This window comes from Comamonas odontotermitis (assembly GCF_014207855.1).
Lineage (GTDB): Bacteria > Pseudomonadota > Gammaproteobacteria > Burkholderiales > Burkholderiaceae_C > Comamonas > Comamonas odontotermitis_A.
The window spans coordinates 141459-162608 of sequence record NZ_JACHKZ010000008.1; the positions used below are offsets into that span (position 1 = coordinate 141459).

The following is a 21150-nucleotide window of genomic DNA, read 5'->3' on the forward strand; positions in this document are numbered from 1 at the left end:
CATGCATCGCTACCTGCTCAAACGCTTGCTGGGGCTGATACCGACGCTGCTCATCGTGGCAGTGCTGGTGTTCGGTTTTGTGCACATGCTGCCTGGCGACCCCGCGCGCCTCGCGGCAGGCCCCGAAGCCGGGCCCGAGACGATTGAACTCGTCCGCAAGGACCTGGGGCTCGATCTGCCCCTGCACCAGCAGTTCATCCGTTTCTTCGGCAATGCGTTGCAGGGCGATTTTGGCAAGTCTGTTCGTACCAAGCGCCCTGTCTCGCAGGAGATCGCAGAGCGCTTTGGCCCAACCTTTTGGCTCACCGTCGTGGCCATGGCCTGGTCGGTGGTGCTGGGCATGTTCCTGGGCATCGTCTCGGCGGTCTGGCGCAACAAGTGGCCCGATCGCCTGGGCATGACGCTGGCGGTGTCGGGCATCTCGTTTCCGTCATTCGCCCTGGGCATGCTGCTGATGCAGTATTTCTCGGTCAACCTGGGCTGGCTGCCTACCGTGGGGGCAGATACCTGGAAGCACTACGTGCTGCCGTCGCTCACGCTGGGCGCTGCCGTGGCCGCCGTGATGGCGCGCTTCACGCGCAGCTCGTTCATCGACATCCTCAAGGAAGACTATGTACGCACGGCACGCGCCAAGGGGCTGAAGGAGACGGTGGTCGTCATCAAGCACGGCCTGCGCAATGCCATGATTCCGGTCATCACGATGATGGGCCTGCAGTTCGGCTTTCTGCTGGGCGGCTCCATCGTGGTGGAGGTGGTCTTCAACTGGCCCGGCATGGGCCGCCTGCTGGTCGATGCGGTCGAAATGCGCGACTACCCGATCATCCAGGCCCTGGTGCTGCTGTTCTCGCTGGAATTCATTCTGATCAATCTGGTGGTTGACTTGCTGTACGCATGGATCAACCCCACCATTCGCTACAAGTAAGGAGCATGGGCATGACTACTCCAAATGCTCCCCAAACCCCGGCCAGCGCTCCGGCAGGCAACGCGGCCACAGCCGCGCTGCCCGCCAACCTGGCCGCATCGACGCGCATGCGCACGCCCATGGCCGAGTTCTGGCGCAAGTTCAAGCGGCAGAAGCTGGCGCTGTGGGCCGGGGCCTTCATCATCGTGCTGGTGCTGGTGGCCATTCTGGCGCCGTGGCTCGCGCCATTCGATGCCGAGAATTTCTTCGACTACGACGCGCTCAACTCGCCACCCACTGCCAAGCACTGGTTTGGCGTGGATTCGCTGGGCCGCGACATTTTCAGCCGCATTCTGGTGGGTGCCCGCATCTCGCTGGCCGCAGGCTTTGTTTCTGTGGCCATCGGCGCGGTGATTGGCGCCGTGCTGGGCCTGCTGGCGGGCTACTACGAAGGCTGGTGGGATCGCATCGTCATGCGCATGTCCGATGTGCTGTTTGCCTTTCCTGGCATTTTGCTGGCCATCGGCATTGTGGCCATTCTCGGCAACGGCATGATCAACGTCATCATGGCCGTGGCGGTGTTCAGCGTGCCGGCGTTTGCGCGCCTGGTGCGCGGCAATGTGCTGGCGCTCAAGCAGCAGACCTATATCGAGGCGGTGCGTTCCATCGGCGCGCCCGATTGGGTCATCATGCTGCGCCACCTGCTGCCCGGCACGGTGTCGTCGGTGGTGGTGTACCTGACAATGCGCATCGGCACCTCGATCATCACGGCGGCCAGCCTGTCGTTTCTGGGCATGGGCGCCCAGCCGCCTACGCCCGAGTGGGGAGCCATGCTGAACGAGGCGCGCAGCGATATGCTCAACGCCCCGCACGTGGCGCTTTTCCCCAGCCTGGCCATTTTCGTGACCGTGCTGGCCTTCAACCTGCTGGGCGATGGCCTGCGCGACGCGCTCGATCCCAAGCTGGACAATTGACAATCGACAATCGACGATCGACGATCGACCGCCATGGACTGATACGCGGTCTGCTATCAAAAACAAAGCTGCTGGTGCTTGATTCATGAGCGCCAGCAGCTTTTTTAATACGTAATGGGGCCGCTTACTGCGGCTGCTCCTTGTGCAGGCGTTTGAGGAAGACCGTGATCTCCTTGGCGGTCTGCGCGTCGCCATTGGCATCTGCTGCCTGCATGCCTCGCTGCCAGGCTGATTCCGCCTTTGCCCGCTCGCCGAGCGCGAGCCAGGCCTTGCCCAGCAGCTTCCAGGCGGCAGAGTATTGCGGGTTGTGTTCCACCGCGCGGCTCAGATGCTCTGCAGCTGCGGCATGGTTCTCTTCCCGCAGGAATGCATTGCCCAGGCCAAAGCGCAGCAGGGCGTTGTCCTGGCCGCTGGCCAGCAATTTTTCGAGACCTTCGCGCATCGCTCATCCTTTCGATCCATGGAGGATAGCTGTGTCCGCTTGTCCGCAACGCGCGTGCGTGCATGCATCAAAAAAACAAAAGCGCCCGTAGGGCGCTTTGCTGCAAGTATCTGCGCAAGGCTCAGCGTTTTTTCTTGGTTGTGGCCGTGCTGCGCTTGGAGGGCGCTGCCTTGGTGGGCGTACTACGGGCCGTGCTCTTTTTTGCGGAGCTGTCTTTGCTCGGCTTGCCCGCTTTGCTGCTGCGGCTGGCTGCATGGCTGTTGTGGTTGCCAGCGTGCCGCTCTGCACCCACGCGCACCGGCAGGTACAGCACCACTTGCTGGCCCGCCTTGAAGGCGGCCTTCACGCCCACATCGTTCCAGTCTGCCACCTGGGCGGCGGTGACCTTGTAGCGCTGTGCGATTCCGGTCACGCTGTCGTGCTTGCGCGCCTTGACGGTGGTGCGCCGCGTCACGATCTCGGGCGTGAGCGCAATGTGTGCGTTGTCGGCCAGGTGGCTGGATACGTCCTGCTTGACAGCTGCCGAGCGGGGCACCATCAGTGCCGAGCCGCCCTTGACCATCATGCGCGGGGGAATGTTGTTGACCGCGCGCAGGTCGCCTTCGCTCATGCCGACCATGCCTGCGGCGGTGGCCACGGTCATGGTGCTGGGCACAGTCCAGACCGTCCAGCTGGCGTACTGGCCTTTTTCATGGGCTTGCAGGTTGCGGCGGAAGACATTGGCGTTGTCCCAGGGCAGCAGCACCTGGGGCGTTCCGGCCTTGAAGATGACGGGCTTGTTGAACGAGGGGTTGAGCGACTTGAGCTCATCCATGGTCACCCCGGCGAGTTCGGCCACCTGTGCGGTGTCGATGTCGCGGTCCAGCGTGACAGCCTGGAAGTAAGGGTGGTTCTCGATCAGCGGCAGCTCGGTCTGGAAGTTTTCCGGCCGGGCGATGATGTTCTTGACCGCCTGCAGCTTGGGCACATAGTTGCGCGTTTCGTCGGGCATGTTCAGGTCGGTGTAGCCCATGCCCAGGCCCTGCTTCTGGTTGCGCGCCAGCGCGCGGCCCACGCTGCCTTCGCCCCAGTTGTAGGCGGCCAGGGCCAGGTGCCAGTCGCCAAACATGTTGTAGAGCTTTTGCAGGTAGTCGAGCGCGGCGCGTGTCGATGCGAGCACATCGCGCCGGTCGTCGCGGAACATGTTCTGCTTGAGCTCGAAATACGTGCCGGTAGAAGGCATGAACTGCCACATGCCAGCGGCCTTGGCGCTGGAGACCGCCTGCGGGTTGTACGCGCTCTCGATGTAGGGCAGCAGCGCCAGCTCGGTCGGCATGCCACGGCGCTCCAGCTCCTCGACGATGTGGAACATGTACTTGGAGGAGCGCTGCGTCATGCGCTGGATGTAGTCGGGCCGGCTTGCATACCATTGCTCCTGGTTGCTCACCAGGTCGTTTTGCAGATCGGGCATGGCAAAGCCGCGGCGGATGCGATCCCACAGGTCATCTGGCACGGCCAGATTGGCCACGCCATTGCGCTGCACGCTGGCGGAGTTGATGGGGCTGAGAGGCCCCCGGGGGTAGTTGGGGGTGTGGCTGGCGGTGCTTTGCACCTCCGCTTCACTGTTGTTGGCCTCAGGCTGGCTGGTGGTGGCGCAGCCGGTCAGAATGAGGAGCGCGCTCAGGCTCCACAGGTGCAGGTAGTTCTTCAAAATTGGTTCTTCCAGCGACGCAGCGATGCCAGTACCGATACCGGATCGCCGCTGGGGGTGGATGGATCAAATTGCTGCGCAGCACGTGCCACGGCGGGGACTGCGCTGCGCAAAAACGGGTTGATGCGCAGCTCGTTGCCAAGCTGGGCAGGCAAGGTGGGAGCGCCCTGGGCACGCTGCGCCTGGCAGTGCGCCGTGTACCGGGCGATATCGGCATTGTCCGGCTCCACGGCCTGCGCAAAACGCAGGTTGGAGAGCGTGTATTCATGCGCTGCGCACACCAGGGTGGTGGATGGCAGGGCCGCCAATGCAGACAGCGATGCATGCATCTGCGCCGGGGTGCCTTCAAAAAGGCGGCCGCAGCCTGCAGAAAACAAGGTATCGCCACAGAATAGAACAGGGGCGGGCAGCGGGGCCTCGCCTTCCACCATGGGGCAGTAATAAGCAATGTGCCCGGCGGTATGGCCGGGCACATCGATCACCTGCCAGGTGTGGCCCAATAGCGGCAGGGTATCGCCGCCCTGCAACGGGTGGTAAGGTGCGGGGATGTCTTCGCGCGCCGGGCCGTACACGGCAGCTCCGGTGGCTTCGCGCAGTTCGGCCACACCACCCACATGGTCGCCATGGTGGTGGGTTACTACAATGGATTGCAGATGCAGCCCGAGTGCTTGCAGTGCCTCCATCACCGGGGCCGCCTGCCCGGGGTCGACCACCAGCGCCTGCCTGCCGTCGTGCAGCAGCCAGATATAGTTATCGGTAAATGCGGGCAAAGGGTGCAAGTGCATGAATGAACAAATTATAGGCACGCAAAACTGGTGGAATATGCCGCTGGGCCGCTATATGCTGGCCTGGGAGCAAACATGTTACGACGATGCGGTGGCCGACATCTTTGGCTTTCACAGCCTGCAGATCGGGCTTTTCCCATTGCAGGGGCTGCGGGCCAATCGCATGCCCCATCGCTGGCTGGCGCTCGACTCCGTGGAGCAGCAGGCGCAATGGCAGACGCTGGAAACTGTAAATGTAAACAGCTTTGCACAGGGTTTACAAAGTCCCCAGCCTGCGCCTGCTGAGGCGCAGCCAGCGCCGGGGGCGTTCGAGGAAGGCGCCGGTGCGGTGCGGGCTGAGAACGCTGCGGTGCCATCGCAGACGGCGGTGCTGCTGTGCGCCGGGCAGGCCTTGCCTTTTCCCAATGATTCGCTCGACCTCGTGCTGCTGCCCCACACGCTGGAGCTGAGTGCCGATCCGCACGCCGTTCTGCGCGAGGTGGCCCGCGTGCTGGTGCCTGAGGGCAGGGTGCTGATCAGCGGTGTGAACCCTGCAAGTCTGTGGGGCATGCACACCTGGAGTCGCCGCATTCCCGGCTTGCAAAAGCTCCCTCCCATGCCCGATGACCGCAGCCTGATCGGCTATGGCCGCTTGCGCGACTGGCTCAAGCTGCTCGATCTGGACCTGCAGACTGCCAGCTTTGGCTGTTACCGCCCGGCGATGCGCACCGATACCTGGCTGCGCCGCTGGGACTGGCTGGACAGCCTGGGGCCCACGGCGTGGCCGATATTGGGTGGCGTGTACTTTGTGGAGGCGGTGAAGAAGGTCGCAGGCGTGCACATGCTGGCTGCGCCCTGGAAGGCCGCTGCACCTGCTGCTGTGGGCCGACCCGTGGCGGCGCGCGATGGCGTGCTGGAGAAAAGGGACACAAGAGATGCCAGCCCGCCGAAGGGAGATGGCTGGGAAAGGCACGTTTAAGCGCTTTTGCCGCTCTGGCGCTTATCTGTCAAGCACAGTTAGCTATTAATTGTGAAGCGCCTTCTGGCGCCATCCCCTTCTGAAAACCGCTTATAGTTGCCGCACTGATATTGGCACGCGCCAAGGAGCTGGTTTGAACCAAGTTGTGATTTATACGGATGGCGCCTGCAAAGGCAACCCCGGGCCTGGCGGCTGGGGCGCGCTGCTGCGCGCTGGCCAGGTGGAGAAAGAGCTGTATGGCGGCGAGTTGAACACCACCAACAACCGCATGGAATTGATGGCCGTCATCCAGGCGCTGGAAGCGCTGAAGCGCCCCTGTGACGTGGCGCTCTACCTGGACAGCCAGTACGTGCGCAAGGGCATCACCGAATGGATTGCCGGGTGGAAGGCCAAGGGCTGGCGCACGGCAAGCAAGGAGCCGGTAAAAAATGTCGATCTGTGGCAGCGCCTCGATGCGCTCGTTCACGGCGGCGCGCACCGCATCAGCTGGCATTGGGTCAAGGGTCACGCAGGTGATCCGGGCAACGAGCGGGCCGACAGCCTGGCCAACAAAGGCGTGGATGTGGCGCTGGGCCGGGTTTGATTCAAGTCATATTTGACGAAGGAGCAGCCATGGGGCGGGCAATGCAGATTCTGGCGGTGATCGGTGTGGTGGCTGCGCTGTATGTGGCCTACCGCTACGGTATCTTCTAACGATACGGATGAACGTCAAACGTCAAACGTCAAACGCAAAAAAGCCTGATGACGAAGGCCATCAGGCTTTGTTTTTTGGAGGGTTGCGGCGCCTACTCGGCAGCGGCAATACGGCGCAGTGCATTCGTGTCGCGCACGATCAGGCCCGAGGGCTCGATGCGGATCGACGATTCGCGCTCCATCGACTTGAGCTCCTGGTTCACCCGCTGGCGCGAGGCACCCAGCAGCTGGGCAAGTTCTTCCTGCGCCAGTTGCAGGCCGATGCGGGTTTCGGTGCTTTCCTTGCCGGGCACGCCATAGCTGCGTGAGAGGTGCAGCAACTGCTTGGCCAGACGCGCGCGCAGCGGCAGGGTGTTGAGGTCTTCCACCATGCCGTACAGGCTGCGGATGCGGCGCGCATGCATGCGCGAGAGCGCCTGGTAAAACTCCACATGGGTCTGCAGAATGCGCTGGAAATCCGCCTTGCTCACGCAGACCAACGTGGTTTCGCCATGGGCGTATACATCGTGTGTGCGGCTGTCGTCGTCAAACAGGCCCACATCACCAAACCAGGTGCCGGGCTCCACGTAAGTGAGTGTGATCTGCTTGCCCGTGAGCGAGGCAGAGCTCACACGGGCCGAGCCGCGGGCCACCGATACCCATTCCTCCGGCGTATCGCCGCGCGAGAAAATCAGCGCGCCGTCCTTGAAGCGCTTGACATACGCACAGCGCAGAATGTCATGGCGCAGGGTGGGTGAAAGCGTCTGGAACCACCGACCGGTGTTGATGGCTTCGCGTTCTTCTTGCGTGAGGATGGGATCGTCCATGGCGTGTCGTCTCAGTGACTGAAGTTCTTTGTTTTGTCGCTTGCGCGACGGTCACGCTCGAATGTAAGGCATTGCTGGCAAGTTGTTAATTATCGTCTGACATCGTAGAAGGGCTGACAAAGGGAAATTTCCAGGTTTGGCGCCCGTTATTCAATCAGGAAATAGCGTAATTTGTATACCGGCAGGGCGCTTTCAGCTATCAGTTTTGAGCATGGGTTTTCCCTAGGTGCACCAATGGTGAAGACAGCCTTCTGCATCGGTGAAGGGTCGGTGATGGCGCAATAAATCAGTGGGGCTTTGCGGCCTGCAATCACGGGACAGGCCATTTGCTGGCAGCCACTGGCAGTGGCTGTCAGGGGTTTGTCAGTGCATGCCGCTAGCGCAACCGCTCACACACATCAGTCTCACGCGCCGGAGCTGCGCCGCCGCTGCTGCCACAACTCGATCAGCACCACCGCCAGGCCCGCCAGGCAGATGAGCGCCATGCCCGCAGCGGTAGTGGCGCCCGGCAACTGGCCAAACACCAGCCAGCCCAGGGTAGTGGCAGAGACGATCTGCAGGTAGTTGAAGGGCGCGAGCAAGGTGGCGCTGGTCTTGCTGTAGGCCGTGATCTGCAGCCAGTGGCCTGCAAAGCCGGTCAGTCCCGTCGACAGCAGCAGTGCCCACTGCCACAGGCTGAGGTCGAGCGTTTTCCAGAAAAACGGCAGCAGGGCCGTCAGCACGATGGCGCCCAGCAGGCCGCCGTAGAAATTGCTGGTCAGCGGGTCATCGCCCGCCACGCGGCGCGTGCTGATCTGAAAGAGTGCAAAAGTGGCGGCGGTGACGGCGCCCCAGATTGCGCCTTCGGTGGACAGCTGGCCGCCCGGCCGCACAACGATCAGCATGCCAACAAAACCCAGCAGCACGCCTGCCAGTCGATGCCAGCGGGGCCGCTCGCCCAGCAGCCACGGCGCCAGCACCATCACCAGCAGAGGGGCCATGAAGTTCATCGCCGTGCCCTCGGCCAGCGGCACCAGGCTCAGCACATGGAAAAACAGCAAGGTGGTGGCAATCATCAGCATCCCGCGCTGCAGCTGGCGCGGCAGCGACTGGGTTCTGAACAGGCTGCGGCCGCGTCTGGGCAGTACAAAAATGGCCATCAGCGCCACATGCCCGACATAGCGGAACCACGACACCATGAGCACCGGCACGCCCGCCGTCACCAGCAGCTTGCCGCTGGCGTCCAGGCTGGAGAGAATCCACAAACCGCACACATGCAGGGCGATACCGACGATATTCATGGCTTTGCAAGGCCTTAGAACGTGTTTACGATCTCTACGCGGCGCGAGGAGATCGTAAACACGTTCTTAGCGTAAGACGAGGGCGGCATTGTAGCTATGGATTTTGTAGTTGCCTGTCCGCTGCGTTACGCCCCCCCAAAGGCCTGATCAAAGTCAACTCCCATCCTGAAAGCGGCCTGGTGGGCCACCGCCTTGCGCCCCTTAGTGGCGCAGTGTTGCCCGCAGCCTGCGCCAGCCGACCACCACGCCGGTGGCGCTGAGCAGCAGCCCGCCCAGGCTCAGCACGATCAGCAAGACATCCCACAGCGGGCGGCACTCAAGCAGCGGCAGCCAGTCCCAGCTGTGCAGCATGGCAAACAGCCAGCGGTTGGCGCGGCGGTGGCTGTCGAGGCTGCCCAGAACTGCGCCGGTGCGCGGATCGATATGCACCCAGGTGCGGTTGGCGTCGTCAAACACCACGCGCCAGATGGGCAGGGGCTTGTCGCTGCCGCCCGTCATGCTGTGTTCGGTACGGGTGTAGTAGTACAGGTCGTAGGCGTCCAGCGTGTCGATTCGCCCCACGGGCGCAGCCAGCAGGCGGGGCAGGGCAGCGCGCAGTGCATCGGTATCCACACGCCAGGGCTGCGCCGTGCGGGCATCGAACAGTTGCGCGGTGGTGCTGGCGCCATAGGCTTGCACCACGGGCTGGCCCAGCACCATGGTCCAGCGCAGCTCGCGTGTGCCGGGGCCTGCGGCCTGCAGCAGTTGCTCCGGGGGGGCGCTGGCGCCCAGCTCTGCCAGAGCTTTGCCGTGCAGCGCGGCCGCCTGCAGGGGAGGCGCGCTGCTGCTCAGCACTTTCCAGGGGTTCATCGACATCAGGCCGCTGAAGATCCAGGTGAGGGTGACGGCGGCAAACAGCAGACCGCTGATGTGATGCCAGCGCATGAGGCGGCCAGGGTAGGGCGTGCGGCGCCCATTGCGGTAGCGGGCGCCAAAGCGCCAGCGCATGACCCCCACCACGCTGCCGGTGATGGCGCCTGCGATGCCCAGGATGGAGAGCCACACGACGGTGCCGTTCCAGTACTTGTCGAGCACGCCGCCGCGCAGCGGATAGAGCCAGTGCAGCCAGGCGCCCGCATAGTTCCAGGTGCGTTCGCTGCGGGTGGCATCGCGCACTACCTCGCCGGTGGGGCCCGATACGTAGAGCCAGGTGCCATCGGCCAGCGCCACCTTGTGCAGCGGGCGGTGGGCATCAAGTGCGCGCGAATGGGTGGCCGCGTCTTCCTCCAGGGTGCCCAGATACGTGAGTTGGCCGCTGCTGCTCACCCAGGCTGCAGCGCTGGCGAGGGCCGTGGCTTCATCGGCGGCGGGCAGGAGACGGCCGGTGCGTGCATCCACCACTACAGTGCCAGCGCCTGCCTTCTGGTGCGTACCTTTTACAGGGGTGAGCTGGTACACAGGCTGGCCTGCGCGGCTGGCAGACAGCCGCAGCTCTTCCAGGGGCTGCTGCCATCCGGCCAGGTGGAGCGCCTGCTGGGGCGGCAGCAGCCCGGCTTGGGATTGGAGGGCAGGCAGGTGGGCGAGGCGTTCGTGCGCGGTGAGCTTGGGGTAGCCCACGTACATCATCACCATGCCCGATACGAACCACATCGCAAACAGCAGGCACAGCGCAATGCCCAGCCAGCGGTGGGTCACGTACCACCAGCGCTTGAGGGATCGTGCCATGGCCTCAGAACCTCACGCGCAGCGTCACATCGGCCGTGCGCGGCGCGCCCAGGTAGGCCATTGTGCCCACATTGGCGGCGTAGACCTTGTCGGTCACATTGCGCACGCGGGCGACCACGGTGGCGTTGCGGCTCCACTGGTAGCTGGCGCCCAGGTCGAGCAAGGTATAGGCGCTCCAGGTCTGGGTATTGGCGGCGTCGGCGTAGACCCTACCCACATGGCGCAGGCCGGCATTGAACTGCCACTGCGGGCCCGCGTGGTAGGAAGTCCACAGATTGGCAACCACGCGCGGCGTATTGGTGGGCGTTTTGCCTGCGAGCGAGATGCCGCCCTGCGTGAAGTCGTCGTACTGCGCATCCACCAGCGCCACATTGCCTTGCACCGACCAGGCCCGGGTGGGCTGCAGGCCCATGGCCAGCTCCACCCCGCGCGATGACTGCTGGCCCACCAGCAGCGTCTGGCTCGGCTGGTTCGGGTCCTGCGTGGCGATGTTGTTGCGCTGCAGGTGGTAGAGCGCCACCGTGGCCGTGCCCTTGCCTTGCCAGAAATCCAGCTTGCTGCCCAGCTCCACCTGGCGGCCGGTGGTGAGGGCGCTGTTGTTGCGCACGTCGGCAAATGATGCGGTGGTGAGCACGCCCGAGGGCGGGTCAGCCGCCGTAGCGTACTGCGCGTACAGGTTGGCGCCGGGCGCTACATCCCACACCAGGGCGAGGCGGCCGGTGGTGGGTTGGTAGCCGCGCGAGAACTCGGCCGGGTTGGCGGCGGTCACTTCACGGCGGTTGGTCAGGTCCAGGTCGATGCGCTCATGCCGCAGTGCGCTCACCAGGTGCAAGGTAGGCGCCAGCTGCGTGCGGTTTTCGGCGTACAGCGCCACGGTGGTCACACGGTTTTCGCGGTCTGGGCGAAAGCCCGGTGTCATGCCCGGAATGTCGAAGAAGTGCTCGGTGCTGAAGTCATACGGATCGACGGTGCTGACGGTGGTGGACAGGCTATTGGGAAAGCGCGTCTGCCGGTTCACGCTCACATCCAGGCCAAAGGCCCATTCGCTGCGCAGGCCCGCCAGCTCGCCCTGGTACTGGCCATCAATGCGGTTGCCCACCAGCCGCTGCTGGTGGCGCTGTAGCAGGGGGGACGAGCGCAGCACGGCAGTGTTGTCCGGGTTGAAGCGGTAGACCTCCACATTGCGGTAGTCGCGCAGTGCGTCGTAGGCGTAGAAGGTGTTTTTCAGCTGCAGCTGGTCATTCACCCGCCAGTCGGTCAGCGAGCGCAGCCACTGCACCCGCTGGGCGTACAGGCCGTCCTGGCTGTTGTAGTTCTTGAAGCGCGTGCCCGGGTCGATCTGCAGCGCGCCCGCGGTGGGGTTGCGCAATGGCGTGCCCCAGTAGGGACGGTCCACCCGCTCGTGCTGGGCTTCGTAGGCCAGGGTGTGGGTGACGCCGCCGCCCAGGTCCGACAACAGCGAGGTGGCCAGCTGCGTGGCCTCGGCTCGGGTGCCTTGCGTCCAGCCGTGGGCGTTGCGGTGGTTCAGGTCGAAGCGCAGGTAGTGGTCGCCAGCGCCCGTGCCGTCGCCCGTCACGCGCCGGTTGATGCCGATGGACGCCTCCTTGGTGGCATGGCTGCCCAGGCGCAGCTGGCCTTCGCTGAAATCGCTGCGCTCGGCCAGTTTGGTGATGATGTTGATCGTGCCGCCCACGCCCCCTGCGCCATACAGAAAGCTGCTGGCGCCGCCGATGGCTTCGACGCGGTCGTAGATCCAGCTGTCCACGGGGCGCGCTGCAATGCCGTATTGCACATTGATGCCGTTGAAGAGCTGGTTGAGCGAGCTGCCGCCAAAGCCGCGCCAGCTCACCCCGACGTTTCCGGGTGCATCGTGCGCGGTCACGCCGGGAATGCTCTTGAGCATCTCCTGTGTATTGCTGGCGCCTCGCTCTTCGATGGTCGCGCGGTCCACCACCGTCACCGCAGCCGGTGTGTCGCGCACGGTCAGGCCCAGGCGGCTGCCCGTAGCCGCCGGGGCACCCAGGTTCAAGGTGCCGTTGGGGCGCTCGGCACTGCCTTGCACCGTGACGGCGGGCAGCTCCGCTTCACGGGCTGGGGCATCGAGAGAGGAGGCCGAGTGCGATTGCGATGGAGATTGCGCGCTCGCTGCAAAGGGCAGCGTGCCCAGCGCCATCCAGACTGCCACGCGAAGGGCCGAAAAAGCGGCGCCATGGGGGGCGCGCAAAGCGGTGCGGGCTGGCGCAGGCGGCGCAGCCACAGAGATCAGGGAAGACATGGTTCATCCGGGTAAAGCAGGGCGCTGCCGCGTGTGGAAGCAGAGCCCGGTTGGTTTCAGGCAAGGAAAACGGCTTTACACGGATGGAGGCGGCCCGCGCGGGGGCAGCGGCGCCCCCACCACGGCCGCAAGGCGCGCGGCAACAATGGGCTGCACGGCCCGGCCCAGCGGCTGGGCCTGGGGGAGCTGGGGAACGGTATCGGCCCCGGGCAGCGCCAGCGTGATCAGGCACATCGGGCAATCGAGGTGGTGCGGCGCCAGCGCGCTGTCGTCGCCACTGTCGCCCACCACCACGAGCTTCATGTCACCGCTGCTGGAGCAGACCACGTCCCACTGCTGCGGCGCGACGATGGGCGAGGCCATGCCCACGCCCAGCGTCAGCGCAAACCACACCAGCACGAGGCGGGCAGTCAGGCGGAGTGAGCGAAGGGCTTGCATGGCGCCGCATTATGCAGGATGAGGCGGCGCAGTGGCAAAAAAGCCGCCGGGCAAGACCATGCCGGGCGGCCAAAAAACTGCCGCAAAGGGGCGGCAGTGAGCGCGGGGGACGGAGGGGCTCGCCACTCCGGGCAGTCTGTCAGGCCGCTTGTGCCTCCAGAAGGGGCGTTGCCACGGCGCGGGCGATCTCTGCCTGGCCATTGGCGATGCCGGCGGCACGGGCTTCGGGGCCCATACCCAGGCCTTCGGCGCGTACAAACTGTACGTCCGTGATGCCGATGAAGCCAAAGATGGTTTGCAGATAGGTTTCCTGGTGCTCCATGGCGCGGCCCGCTTCAGTGGCCGAGTATTGGCCGCCGCGCGACTCCACCACGATCACCTTCTTGTCGCCGGCCAGGCCCTCGGGGCCGTTGGCGGTGTAGCGGAAGGTGCGACCCGCCTGCAGCACGCGGTCGATCCAGGCCTTGAGCTGGCTGGGGATGGTGAAGTTGTAGAAGGGCGCGCCCACCACCACCACATCGGCAGCGAGGAACTGGCTCACCAGCTGCTCGCTGATGGCGTTCTGCGCACGTTGTGCTTCGGTGGTGGCTTGCTGGCCGGTGCGAAAGCCCAGAGCGTCTTCACTCAGGTGAGGTGGCGTGTTGACGGCCAGATCCAGGTATTCCACCTCGGTGTTGGGGTGGATGGCAACCCAGGCCTTCACGGTCTCCGCCGTCAGTTGGCGGGATACGGAATTGGTGCCCAGGATGGACGAATCGATGTGCAGCAGTTTCATGGTCTTAAAAATGGAGTCGGAGATGGAAAAAGGCGGGCTTGCTGTCGCGGCAGCATGCAGCGCCCCCTGATGAAGAAATTCTGGCAGGTTTGCCTGGCGCGATTGACCGGCAAAACGGGCATAGATTGTTCTATTTATGGAACTATGGTGGCAAAATCACCACCACTGTCTTGGCCCGCGCTGTGTGGGCGCGATGCAGTGCAAAGCGCTGCTTTTTGGATTCTATTTGCTATTGAAAATGTAGCTTCAAATGCTTTGCACTCATTTGCTACAGGCGTTTTCATTCATTTTTCTGAGCCACCACCATGATGCACGATCTCAACGACATGTATTACTTTGCCGAAGTGGTAGAGCGTGGCGGCTTTGCCGCAGCGGGCCGCGCGCTGGGCATTCCCAAATCGCGTCTGTCGCGGCGCATTGCCGAGCTGGAAGGCAAGCTAGGCGTGCGCCTGTTGCAGCGCACCACGCGCCGCCTGTCGCTGACAGACGCGGGGGAGACCTTTCTGCGCCACTGCCAGTCGGTGCGGGAGGCGGCGCAGAACGCGCAGGCTGCCATCGAGCAGACCCAGCGCGAGCCATCGGGCACCGTGCGTGTCTCGTGCCCGGTCACGCTCAGCCAGGGGATCGTTGGCGCGCTGCTGCCGGAGTTTCTGCGCCGCCATCCCAAGGTGCGCATCGAGATGATGGTGAGCAACCGCACCATCAATTTGCTGGAAGAGGGGATCGACGTGGCGCTGCGGGTACGTGTGTCGCTGGACGACAGCGGCAGCCTCGTCGTCAAGCGCCTGGGCATGACGCGGCAGGTGCTGGTGGCGAGCCCCGAGCTGCTGGCCATCCATGGCGAGCCCACCTCGCCGCAGGATCTGGGCACCAAGCTTCCTACCCTGGCGCTCAACAGTGCGGATGGCCATTCCACCCTGCAACTGCAGACCAGCGCGGGCGAGCCCATGGTGCTGCACCACCAGGCGCGCTATGTGGCCGACGATCTGGTGACGCTGAAATATGCGGTGATGGACGGCATCGGCGTGTACTGGATGCCCGATTACATGGTGCGCGAAGAACTGGAGCGCGGCGATCTGGTGGAGGTGCTCAAGGACTGGCGCCTGCCGGAAGGTATCTTTCACGCCGCCTTTGTTTCGCGCCGCAACATGGCGCCGGCGCTGCGCGTGTTTCTGGATTACCTGGGTGAGAAGCTGCCGCAGCAGCACCCGCGCCTCATCAACCGGCTGGCTTGAGTTAGTGCAAATAGCAATTAGGCATAACAAAACAAAAAATAATTCGTTGTGGTTTGAAGGGATGGGCCAGACAATGCGCCCATGTCTGTCTCCTCTGCCGCTGGCTCCACGGGCTTGAAAGCTGCCCGCACCGTACTGGAAGGATCTGCCTTGCTGGCGCGCCCGCTGGTGCGCGGCGCCACGGCTGAGAGCGGCAGAGGTGCGCAAGACCATGGCGCGGATACAGGCGCTCTGCCGGTCACCGTCCTCATCGTGCCGGGCTGGCGCAACTCTGGCCCAGGCCACTGGCAAAGCCTGTGGGCCGAGCGCATACCGAGTGCGGTCCGCGTGCAGCAACTGGATTGGGCCAAGCCCCACCGCGCAGCCTGGGCGGCTGCCGTGCAGGAAGCGATTCTGGGCGCGCCGCAACCCGTGGTGATTGTCGCGCATTCGCTCGGCTGCATTGCCAGCGTGCACGCCCTCGCCAGCCTGTCACCCGAGGCCCTGGCGCGTGTGGCCGGTGCCTTGTTCGTGGCGCCAGCCGATCCGGAGCGCCGCGCGCTGTTTGAGGATTTCAGTCCCGTGCCCGCGCACCCGCTGCCGTTTGGCAGCATTGTGGCGGCTGGCAGCAACGACCCCTATTGCCCCATCCGCATGGCCAGCGCCTATGCCAAAAGCTGGGCCAGCACCTTTGTGCGGGTGCCCGATGGCGGTCACATCAACATCGAATCGGGCCACGGTGAATGGCCGCTGGGCTGGGCCTTGTTGGGAGCCCTGGTGGCGCAGGCACGTGCGCGGGCGCCCATACGGGCAGCGGCCTGATCCTTGCGCTGGCCTTCAAAGTGGGCACCTTGCCTGTCTCGCGCTTGCGACACCGGGCCAGCACGGGCGCGCATTCGCTGGCATTGCACCGACAATGCCGCCATGGCCATCAACACGCCCCAGATCATTGACACCGCCCGCCAGGTGCTGGAGATTGCGGCGACCATTGCATTTGCGCTATCGGGGGTGATCAAGGCCGCGCACAAGAAACTCGATGTGGTGGGCGTGTGCGTGGTGGCCTTTATCGCGGCGTTTGGCGGCGGCACTCTGCGCGATCTGTTGCTGGACCAGCGGCCCTTCTTCTGGGTGCGTCATGAAAACTTTGTCTGGGTCGTCATGCTGGTGAGCCTGCTGGCTGTGGGCTTCATGCGCCAGCGGCACTTTGCGGTCACCGAGCGTGCCATGCTCTGGCCCGACATGCTGGGCCTGGGCCTCTTTGCCGCCGTGGGCGTAGATATGGCGGCAGAGCAGGGCATGTCGCCGCTGATGTGCGTGATGATGGGCGTGATCACCGGGGTATTTGGCGGCGTGCTGCGCGATGTGCTGTGCGGCGAGATTCCGCAGGCCTTCCGCGACCACCAGCCCTATGCCGTGTGTGCATTCATTGGCGGCTGGGTAGACATCATGCTGCGCAACTCTCCGGTGCCGGAGATGGCACCCATGCTGGCGTGCGTGTTCGTCACGGCCGGGCTGCGCGCGATTGCCCTGTGGCGGCAGTGGCGGCTTCCGAGCTGGCGCGTGGAGTGAATGGCGCAAGTCGCCTGTAGTTACTATAAAAATAGTAGCTAGATACACATGATGGCTGTACGCTGGCGACTGATTTATTGCAGTTTATAAAAAGGGCCGCATTTTGCGGCCCTGTGCAATGTGCGTAGCGCGAGGGGTGTTAGGGCGCCAGACGGTCGGCCTTCATCTGCGCAAACCATTGGCTGCTGTCGCGCATCCACATGAACACAATGCCAATGACGTTGCCGACCATGCCGACGACCGACAGGAGGCCGACGAAGGTCGAGACGCTGAACAACAGGCCAATGCTGAATACGCTCATCAACACCCCCAGGATACCCAGCACCGTCCAGATGACCCGCGCCACATTGAAGCCCTTGGCAATGTAGAACAGCAGCGTGCCGGTGATAAGCAGGCTGAAGATCAGCATGCCAACGCCCATGCCGCCGCTTTGCGCCACAGCCTCGGGTGGCAGGCCCTGGCGGAGCATGACTTCCTTCATCGAGCTTTGTGCGAAAAAGCTGTTCAGGTAACCCACGGCGGCGAGCACTACGGTGATCAACAAGCCCTTGTTCAGACTGGCAGGACGCGGAATCGACGTTTCAATCATCTTTCTCTCCTTGTAAAAAACGTTATTGCAAAGGCGTGGGCGCTGAGAGCCTCTTCCAGACATTACGCTCCTTGGCGCGGAGCGTGTCGCGCCAGAGCGCATAGCTGGGCGCCATCAGCATGCAGCTGCCGATGAAAAAGCCCAGGCTCACCAGGCTGCGAAGGACAATGCCCAGCGTGGCATCGCGGCCGACGGTATGCCCCAGGTACAGGCTTATCCCGCTGGTGGAGAGCACCACGCATGCACCGAGCGCCATCATGATCCACCAGACGAGCCTGGCACCCGTGCCGCCCGCAGCCAGCCACAGCCACCCCAGCACCAGAAAACCCAGCATGCCCAAGGCGCTGGCCCTGAGGCCCATGTTCATCAGATCCTGCCCACCTGCGTCGGTATTCCTGTCCGTAGCCAATGCCAGCTGCATCGCAGGCAACTCGATCAGCCAGGTCACCAACTGGCTGACCAGCATGCAGATCAGCAGCAACAGCAATGCGGCTGCCAAGGCATTGGGCCGGGGCACCGATACCCCTGCTGTCTTGAGCAGCTTCCACATACGCGCTCCTTGGTTCTTATCCTTAATGGATGATTATTTTTGGATAGATTTTTTTAAATTATTACATGCTTTAAAAGGTGGAAACCTCCCGGATCTCCGCCCGCATGTTATCTGCCGCTTCCAGTCGCAGTCACTCTTTCTGCAGGGCTGGCGGGTTTGGACGGCGTTCGGATTTCTGTGTGGGTTGCTATATATTTATTAGCATTCGGTGATGTGCTGTAAATGGAATGAGCCTTTAAAAATAAAAACCACCGCAATGCGGTGGTCAGTGAAAGCGTCGGCGACGAGGCCGAAAAAGGCAGCGCCTCAGGCTGCTTCTCCTTCTGGCGTCAGCACCAGGCGCCCCACGGCCTTGCCTTGCTCCAGGGCCAGAAGCGCCGTGAATGCCTTGCTGAAATGCATGCAGGTGGTAGGTACCGGGCTCAGGTTCTTGTCCTTGACCAGCTGGATCAGCTCCTGCAGATCGCGCAGGTTGCCCACATAGGTGCCCTGGTAGGTCAGCGCGCGGATGGCGTGCGTGGGGGTTGGCAGGTCCACATGGCCGCCAAACAGGCCAATCTGCACCAGATGGCCGCCCTTGGTGAGCAGGTCGATGCCGGCCTGCACAGTCTGGCTGGAGCCCACGCAGTCGATGATGGCCCAGACGGCGCCGCCAGCGGCCGCCTTCACATCCGCCAGGAAGGTGGGCGATTTGGGATCGATCACCGTGTCGGCACCGGCCTTCAGCGCCGCTTCGTGCTTGCTGGCATCGGGCTCCACCACCACCACGCCCGCGCCACCCATGGCTTTCATCAGCAGGATGGCCATGAGGCCCAGGCCCCCGGCGCCAAACAGCACAATCTTCTCGTCCTTGAACACCTGCGGGTCGATCTTCTTGATGGCGCTGTAGGTGGTGAGGCCCGAGCAGGCATAGGGCGCTGCGCGCTCAGGAGGCATGTCGCCGATGTCCACAAGATAGTAGGCGTGGGAGACCAGTACATGGTCGGCATAGCCGCCAGGCTGGTACACGCCCATCGATTTGCCTGCGAGGCACAGGTTTTCGTCGCCGCGCTTGCAGACCTTGCACTGGCCGCAGCCATGCCAGGGGAAGACCACATACTTCTTGCCCACTTCCACGCCCTTGGCGTCGGGGCCCACGGCGATGACTTCGCCAGCAATCTCATGGCCCATGGTGAGCGGCAGCTTCATGCCACGGTCGGCCATCGACAGCTTCTTGCCATTGCCCAGGTCGTACTCGCCGTGCCAGATGTGCAGGTCCGAGTGGCACACCCCTGCTGCCTCGATGCGCACCAGCACCTGATCGCCGGTGGGCACTGGGGTTTCGCGCTCGGTACGTACCAGGGGTTCACCAAAGGCGGTGACTTCGTAGCTGATCATGGACTGTCTCCTTCGTAGTCGAATCGGTAGTGGCGCAGCCCGCATGCGGGCCTGACAACAATTGATGGTAGTGCCAGCCGCCGCGCAGGCAAACTGTGCCGGTGCCATGCCAGTCACCTAGGGGATAAAGTGGCGCAGGCCGTTTTGGCCAAGGACTGGTGGAAGAGTACCCATGGCCGTTGCCTGACGCCATGGGCAGGGCCGCTCCGGGCTGCTTTTGAAGAGCCCATAAAAACGCCCCTCGCAAGGGGCGTTTGGTGAACGTTCGATGCAGATGCGGTCAGCGCGTTCTCTGCGCCAGACTCCATCAGCGCTTGGCCTTGAAGATGGCCAGCAGCAGCACGATGAAGAACACCGTGAAAGCCACGAACGACCAGTTGGCGATGGAGCCACCCAGGAAAGTCCAGTCAATCGCCGTGCAGTCGCCCGAGCCGCGGAAGATCATGGGCAGCGAACGGCTGATGGGGTAGTTTTCGATCATGCCGTAAAAATCGCGCCCGCAGGTCGCAAATTCGGGTGGATACCACTGCAGCCAGCTCTGGCGGGCGGCGGTGAAGGCGCCAAAACCGGCAAACAGCACCGCCAGCCAGGCAAAGCTCTTCCACCAGCCGGCGGTTGATGGTTTCAAGCTGCCAATCAGCGCAAGCACGCCGACTGCAATGAGGCAGTAGCGCTGAACGATGCACATGGGGCAGGGCTCCAGCCCCACCACATGCTGCAGGTACATGCCAAAGCCCATCATGGCCGCGCAGTCCACAAAAATCAGCGCCAGGGTGCGGCGCGGTGCGTTCCAGATCCAGTTCACGATGTTGTTGTCCTTGTTGCAGCCTCACCGGGACAAGCCCGATATCCAGCCATCTTAAGCGAAGCGGTCAGCCGCGCTCAGCCCGCCACAGATACGCAGTTGAGCCAAGGCAGTAAACCCTGCTGCCGCAATGCTGCAGCGAGGCTTCGGCGACAATGCATCAAAAAGGGCGATAACCGGACCAGGCTAGATGTTGGCGGCGTAATCGACGAAAACCTTGGCTTGGCGCGGTGTCACCACCAGCGTCTCGCCTTCCTTGAGGCCCATGGCGCGGTATTGCTGTGCAGGAATCTGCGCTTCAATCAACCGTTCTCCATCAGCACCCTGGGCTTGGTGTCCGTTCGTTGGAATAAGTTCCAGGCGCGCAATCGGCCCCACGACAATGGCGCGGTCGAGCTGGGCGATGATGCCACGCGGGCGGCCCTGGGCGTCCTTTTCCTGGCCGGGCGAGTAACGCTCCACGTCCAGCTCGTGCGGGCGCACGTAGGCCAGGGTCTGGGCGCCGTTGGCTGCATTGGCGGCGGCCAGCTCTGGCGAATCGATCTGCACGCCGCCTTCCACGACGGTATGCCCGTCCACGGCGCGGCCGTGGAACAGGTTGACATCGCCCAGGAAACCGTAGACGAAGGGGCTGGCGGGGTGGTCCCACACTTCCTGCGGCGTACCGCTCTGCTCGATTTGCCCTTTGTTGATGACGACCACGCGGTCAGCCACTTCCAGCGCCTCTTCCTGGTCGTGGGTGACGAAGATGCTGGTGACGTGCAGCTCGTCGTGCAGGCGGCGCAGCCAGCGGCGCAGCTCCTTGCGCACCTTGGCATCCAGCGCGCCGAAGGGCTCGTCAAGCAGCAGCACCTTGGGCTCCACAGCCAATGCGCGCGCGAGTGCAATCCGCTGGCGCTGGCCGCCCGAGAGCTGCGAGGGGTAGCGGTCGGCAATCCAGTCGAGCTGCACCAGTTTGAGCAGGCTCATCACCTTTTCCTTGATCTGCGCTTCGCTGGGGCGTTCCTTGCGCGGTTTGACGCGCAGGCCGAAAGCCACGTTCTCAAACACGGTCATATGGCGAAACAGTGCGTAGTGCTGGAACACGAAGCCCACGTTGCGGTCGCGCACATGCACGTCGGTCGTGTCTTCGCCGCTGAACTGGATGGTGCCGCTGTCTGCGGTTTCCAGCCCTGCAATGATGCGCAGCAAGGTGGTCTTGCCGCAGCCCGAGGGGCCGAGCAGCGCAATGAGCTCGCCCGACTGGATGTCGAGGCTCACGTTGTTCAGCGCCTGGAAGCTGCCAAACGACTTGGAGATGTTTTGGATTTCGATGCTCATATCCA

The 21150-nt window shown here is 63.5% G+C and carries 22 protein-coding genes; 8 read left to right on the top strand and 14 right to left on the bottom strand.

Annotated features, from left to right (window positions below):
* The first annotated feature begins 1 nt into the window (after position 1).
* Both gsiC and gsiD read left to right on the top strand, forming a co-directional pair.
* A complete protein-coding gene (gene gsiC, locus HNP33_RS08745; RefSeq protein ID WP_184707402.1) occupies positions 2-922 on the top strand; it encodes a glutathione ABC transporter permease GsiC in 921 nt (306 codons plus the stop codon).
* Positions 923-933: 11 nt separating this feature from the next.
* Positions 934-1875, top strand: a complete 942-nt coding sequence (gene gsiD / locus HNP33_RS08750) for a glutathione ABC transporter permease GsiD (RefSeq protein WP_418903830.1) — start codon at positions 934-936, stop codon at positions 1873-1875.
* A 124-nt stretch (positions 1876-1999) separates the two neighbouring features.
* On the opposite strand, the gene HNP33_RS08755 is transcribed toward gsiD, so the two are convergent.
* The 3 genes from HNP33_RS08755 to gloB all read right to left on the bottom strand — a co-directional run bounded on the left by HNP33_RS08755 (position 2000) and on the right by gloB (position 4792).
* Positions 2000-2317: a tetratricopeptide repeat protein gene (locus HNP33_RS08755; RefSeq protein WP_184707406.1), complete on the bottom strand. Its 318-nt coding sequence runs from the start codon at positions 2315-2317 to the stop codon at positions 2000-2002.
* 121 nt (positions 2318-2438) lie between these two features.
* Positions 2439-4007 carry a transglycosylase SLT domain-containing protein gene (locus HNP33_RS08760; protein WP_233464447.1) on the bottom strand — a complete coding sequence of 523 codons (1569 nt, stop codon included), beginning with the start codon at positions 4005-4007 and terminating at the stop codon, positions 2439-2441.
* Positions 4004-4792 carry a hydroxyacylglutathione hydrolase gene (gene gloB, locus HNP33_RS08765; RefSeq protein ID WP_184707408.1) on the bottom strand — a complete coding sequence of 263 codons (789 nt, stop codon included), beginning with the start codon at positions 4790-4792 and terminating at the stop codon, positions 4004-4006. The genes HNP33_RS08760 and gloB overlap by 4 nt, the downstream gene beginning before the upstream one ends.
* On the opposite strand from gloB, the gene HNP33_RS08770 reads away from it, so the two are divergent.
* Both HNP33_RS08770 and rnhA read left to right on the top strand, forming a co-directional pair.
* The gene (locus tag HNP33_RS08770) at positions 4791-5750 is read left to right on the top strand and encodes a class I SAM-dependent methyltransferase (protein WP_184707410.1); all 960 of its coding nucleotides are present in this window, start codon (positions 4791-4793) and stop codon (positions 5748-5750) included. The two genes, gloB and HNP33_RS08770, sit on opposite strands and share 2 nt — an antisense overlap.
* A 133-nt stretch (positions 5751-5883) precedes the next feature.
* Complete coding sequence (gene rnhA, locus HNP33_RS08775; RefSeq protein ID WP_184707412.1) at positions 5884-6333, top strand: ribonuclease HI; 450 nt, start codon at positions 5884-5886, stop codon at positions 6331-6333.
* A gap of 202 nt (positions 6334-6535) precedes the next feature.
* Here rnhA and HNP33_RS08780 read toward each other — a convergent pair whose 3' ends face one another.
* The 6 genes from HNP33_RS08780 to HNP33_RS08805 all read right to left on the bottom strand — a co-directional run bounded on the left by HNP33_RS08780 (position 6536) and on the right by HNP33_RS08805 (position 13721).
* Positions 6536-7249, bottom strand: a complete 714-nt coding sequence (locus HNP33_RS08780) for a Crp/Fnr family transcriptional regulator (RefSeq protein ID WP_184707414.1) — start codon at positions 7247-7249, stop codon at positions 6536-6538.
* Between the two features lie 404 nt (positions 7250-7653).
* Positions 7654-8529 (bottom strand): DMT family transporter, encoded by an 876-nt coding sequence (locus HNP33_RS08785; RefSeq protein WP_184707416.1) that lies wholly within the window; start codon positions 8527-8529, stop codon positions 7654-7656.
* 201 nt (positions 8530-8730) lie between these two features.
* A complete protein-coding gene (locus tag HNP33_RS08790) occupies positions 8731-10233 on the bottom strand; it encodes a PepSY domain-containing protein (RefSeq protein WP_184707418.1) in 1503 nt (500 codons plus the stop codon).
* A 4-nt stretch (positions 10234-10237) separates the two neighbouring features.
* Positions 10238-12406 carry a TonB-dependent receptor gene (locus HNP33_RS08795; RefSeq protein ID WP_418903831.1) on the bottom strand — a complete coding sequence of 723 codons (2169 nt, stop codon included), beginning with the start codon at positions 12404-12406 and terminating at the stop codon, positions 10238-10240.
* Between the two features lie 177 nt (positions 12407-12583).
* Positions 12584-12946: a DUF2946 family protein gene (locus tag HNP33_RS08800; protein ID WP_184707422.1), complete on the bottom strand. Its 363-nt coding sequence runs from the start codon at positions 12944-12946 to the stop codon at positions 12584-12586.
* Positions 12947-13085: 139 nt separating this feature from the next.
* A complete protein-coding gene (locus HNP33_RS08805; protein WP_184707424.1) occupies positions 13086-13721 on the bottom strand; it encodes an FMN-dependent NADH-azoreductase in 636 nt (211 codons plus the stop codon).
* Between the two features lie 69 nt (positions 13722-13790).
* On the opposite strand from HNP33_RS08805, the gene HNP33_RS08810 reads away from it, so the two are divergent.
* From HNP33_RS08810 to HNP33_RS08825, 4 genes are all read left to right on the top strand, one after another.
* A complete protein-coding gene (locus tag HNP33_RS08810; protein ID WP_184707426.1) occupies positions 13791-14030 on the top strand; it encodes a hypothetical protein in 240 nt (79 codons plus the stop codon).
* Positions 14030-14956, top strand: a complete 927-nt coding sequence (locus HNP33_RS08815; RefSeq protein ID WP_184707471.1) for a LysR family transcriptional regulator — start codon at positions 14030-14032, stop codon at positions 14954-14956. Before HNP33_RS08810 ends, HNP33_RS08815 begins: the two co-directional genes overlap by 1 nt.
* Before the next feature lie 81 nt (positions 14957-15037).
* Positions 15038-15757 carry an RBBP9/YdeN family alpha/beta hydrolase gene (locus HNP33_RS08820; protein ID WP_184707428.1) on the top strand — a complete coding sequence of 240 codons (720 nt, stop codon included), beginning with the start codon at positions 15038-15040 and terminating at the stop codon, positions 15755-15757.
* A gap of 102 nt (positions 15758-15859) precedes the next feature.
* Entirely contained in the window at positions 15860-16504 is a 645-nt protein-coding gene (locus HNP33_RS08825) for a trimeric intracellular cation channel family protein (protein WP_184707430.1), read from the top strand.
* 139 nt (positions 16505-16643) lie between these two features.
* Here the strand turns inward: HNP33_RS08825 and HNP33_RS08830 are convergent, their stop codons facing one another.
* From HNP33_RS08830 to HNP33_RS08850, 5 genes are all read right to left on the bottom strand, one after another.
* Entirely contained in the window at positions 16644-17093 is a 450-nt protein-coding gene (locus HNP33_RS08830; protein ID WP_184707431.1) for a hypothetical protein, read from the bottom strand.
* Positions 17094-17115: 22 nt separating this feature from the next.
* Positions 17116-17643 (bottom strand): hypothetical protein, encoded by a 528-nt coding sequence (locus tag HNP33_RS08835; RefSeq protein WP_184707433.1) that lies wholly within the window; start codon positions 17641-17643, stop codon positions 17116-17118.
* Positions 17644-17949: 306 nt separating this feature from the next.
* On the bottom strand, positions 17950-19020 hold the full coding sequence (locus tag HNP33_RS08840) for an alcohol dehydrogenase (protein ID WP_184707435.1): 1071 nt from the start codon (positions 19018-19020) through the stop codon (positions 17950-17952).
* Positions 19021-19327: 307 nt separating this feature from the next.
* A complete protein-coding gene (locus tag HNP33_RS08845) occupies positions 19328-19828 on the bottom strand; it encodes a disulfide bond formation protein B (protein WP_184707473.1) in 501 nt (166 codons plus the stop codon).
* A 183-nt stretch (positions 19829-20011) separates the two neighbouring features.
* Positions 20012-21145, bottom strand: coding sequence for a sulfate/molybdate ABC transporter ATP-binding protein (locus tag HNP33_RS08850; protein ID WP_184707437.1), 1134 nt, complete (start codon positions 21143-21145; stop codon positions 20012-20014).
* Between the last annotated feature and the right edge of the window lie 5 nt (positions 21146-21150).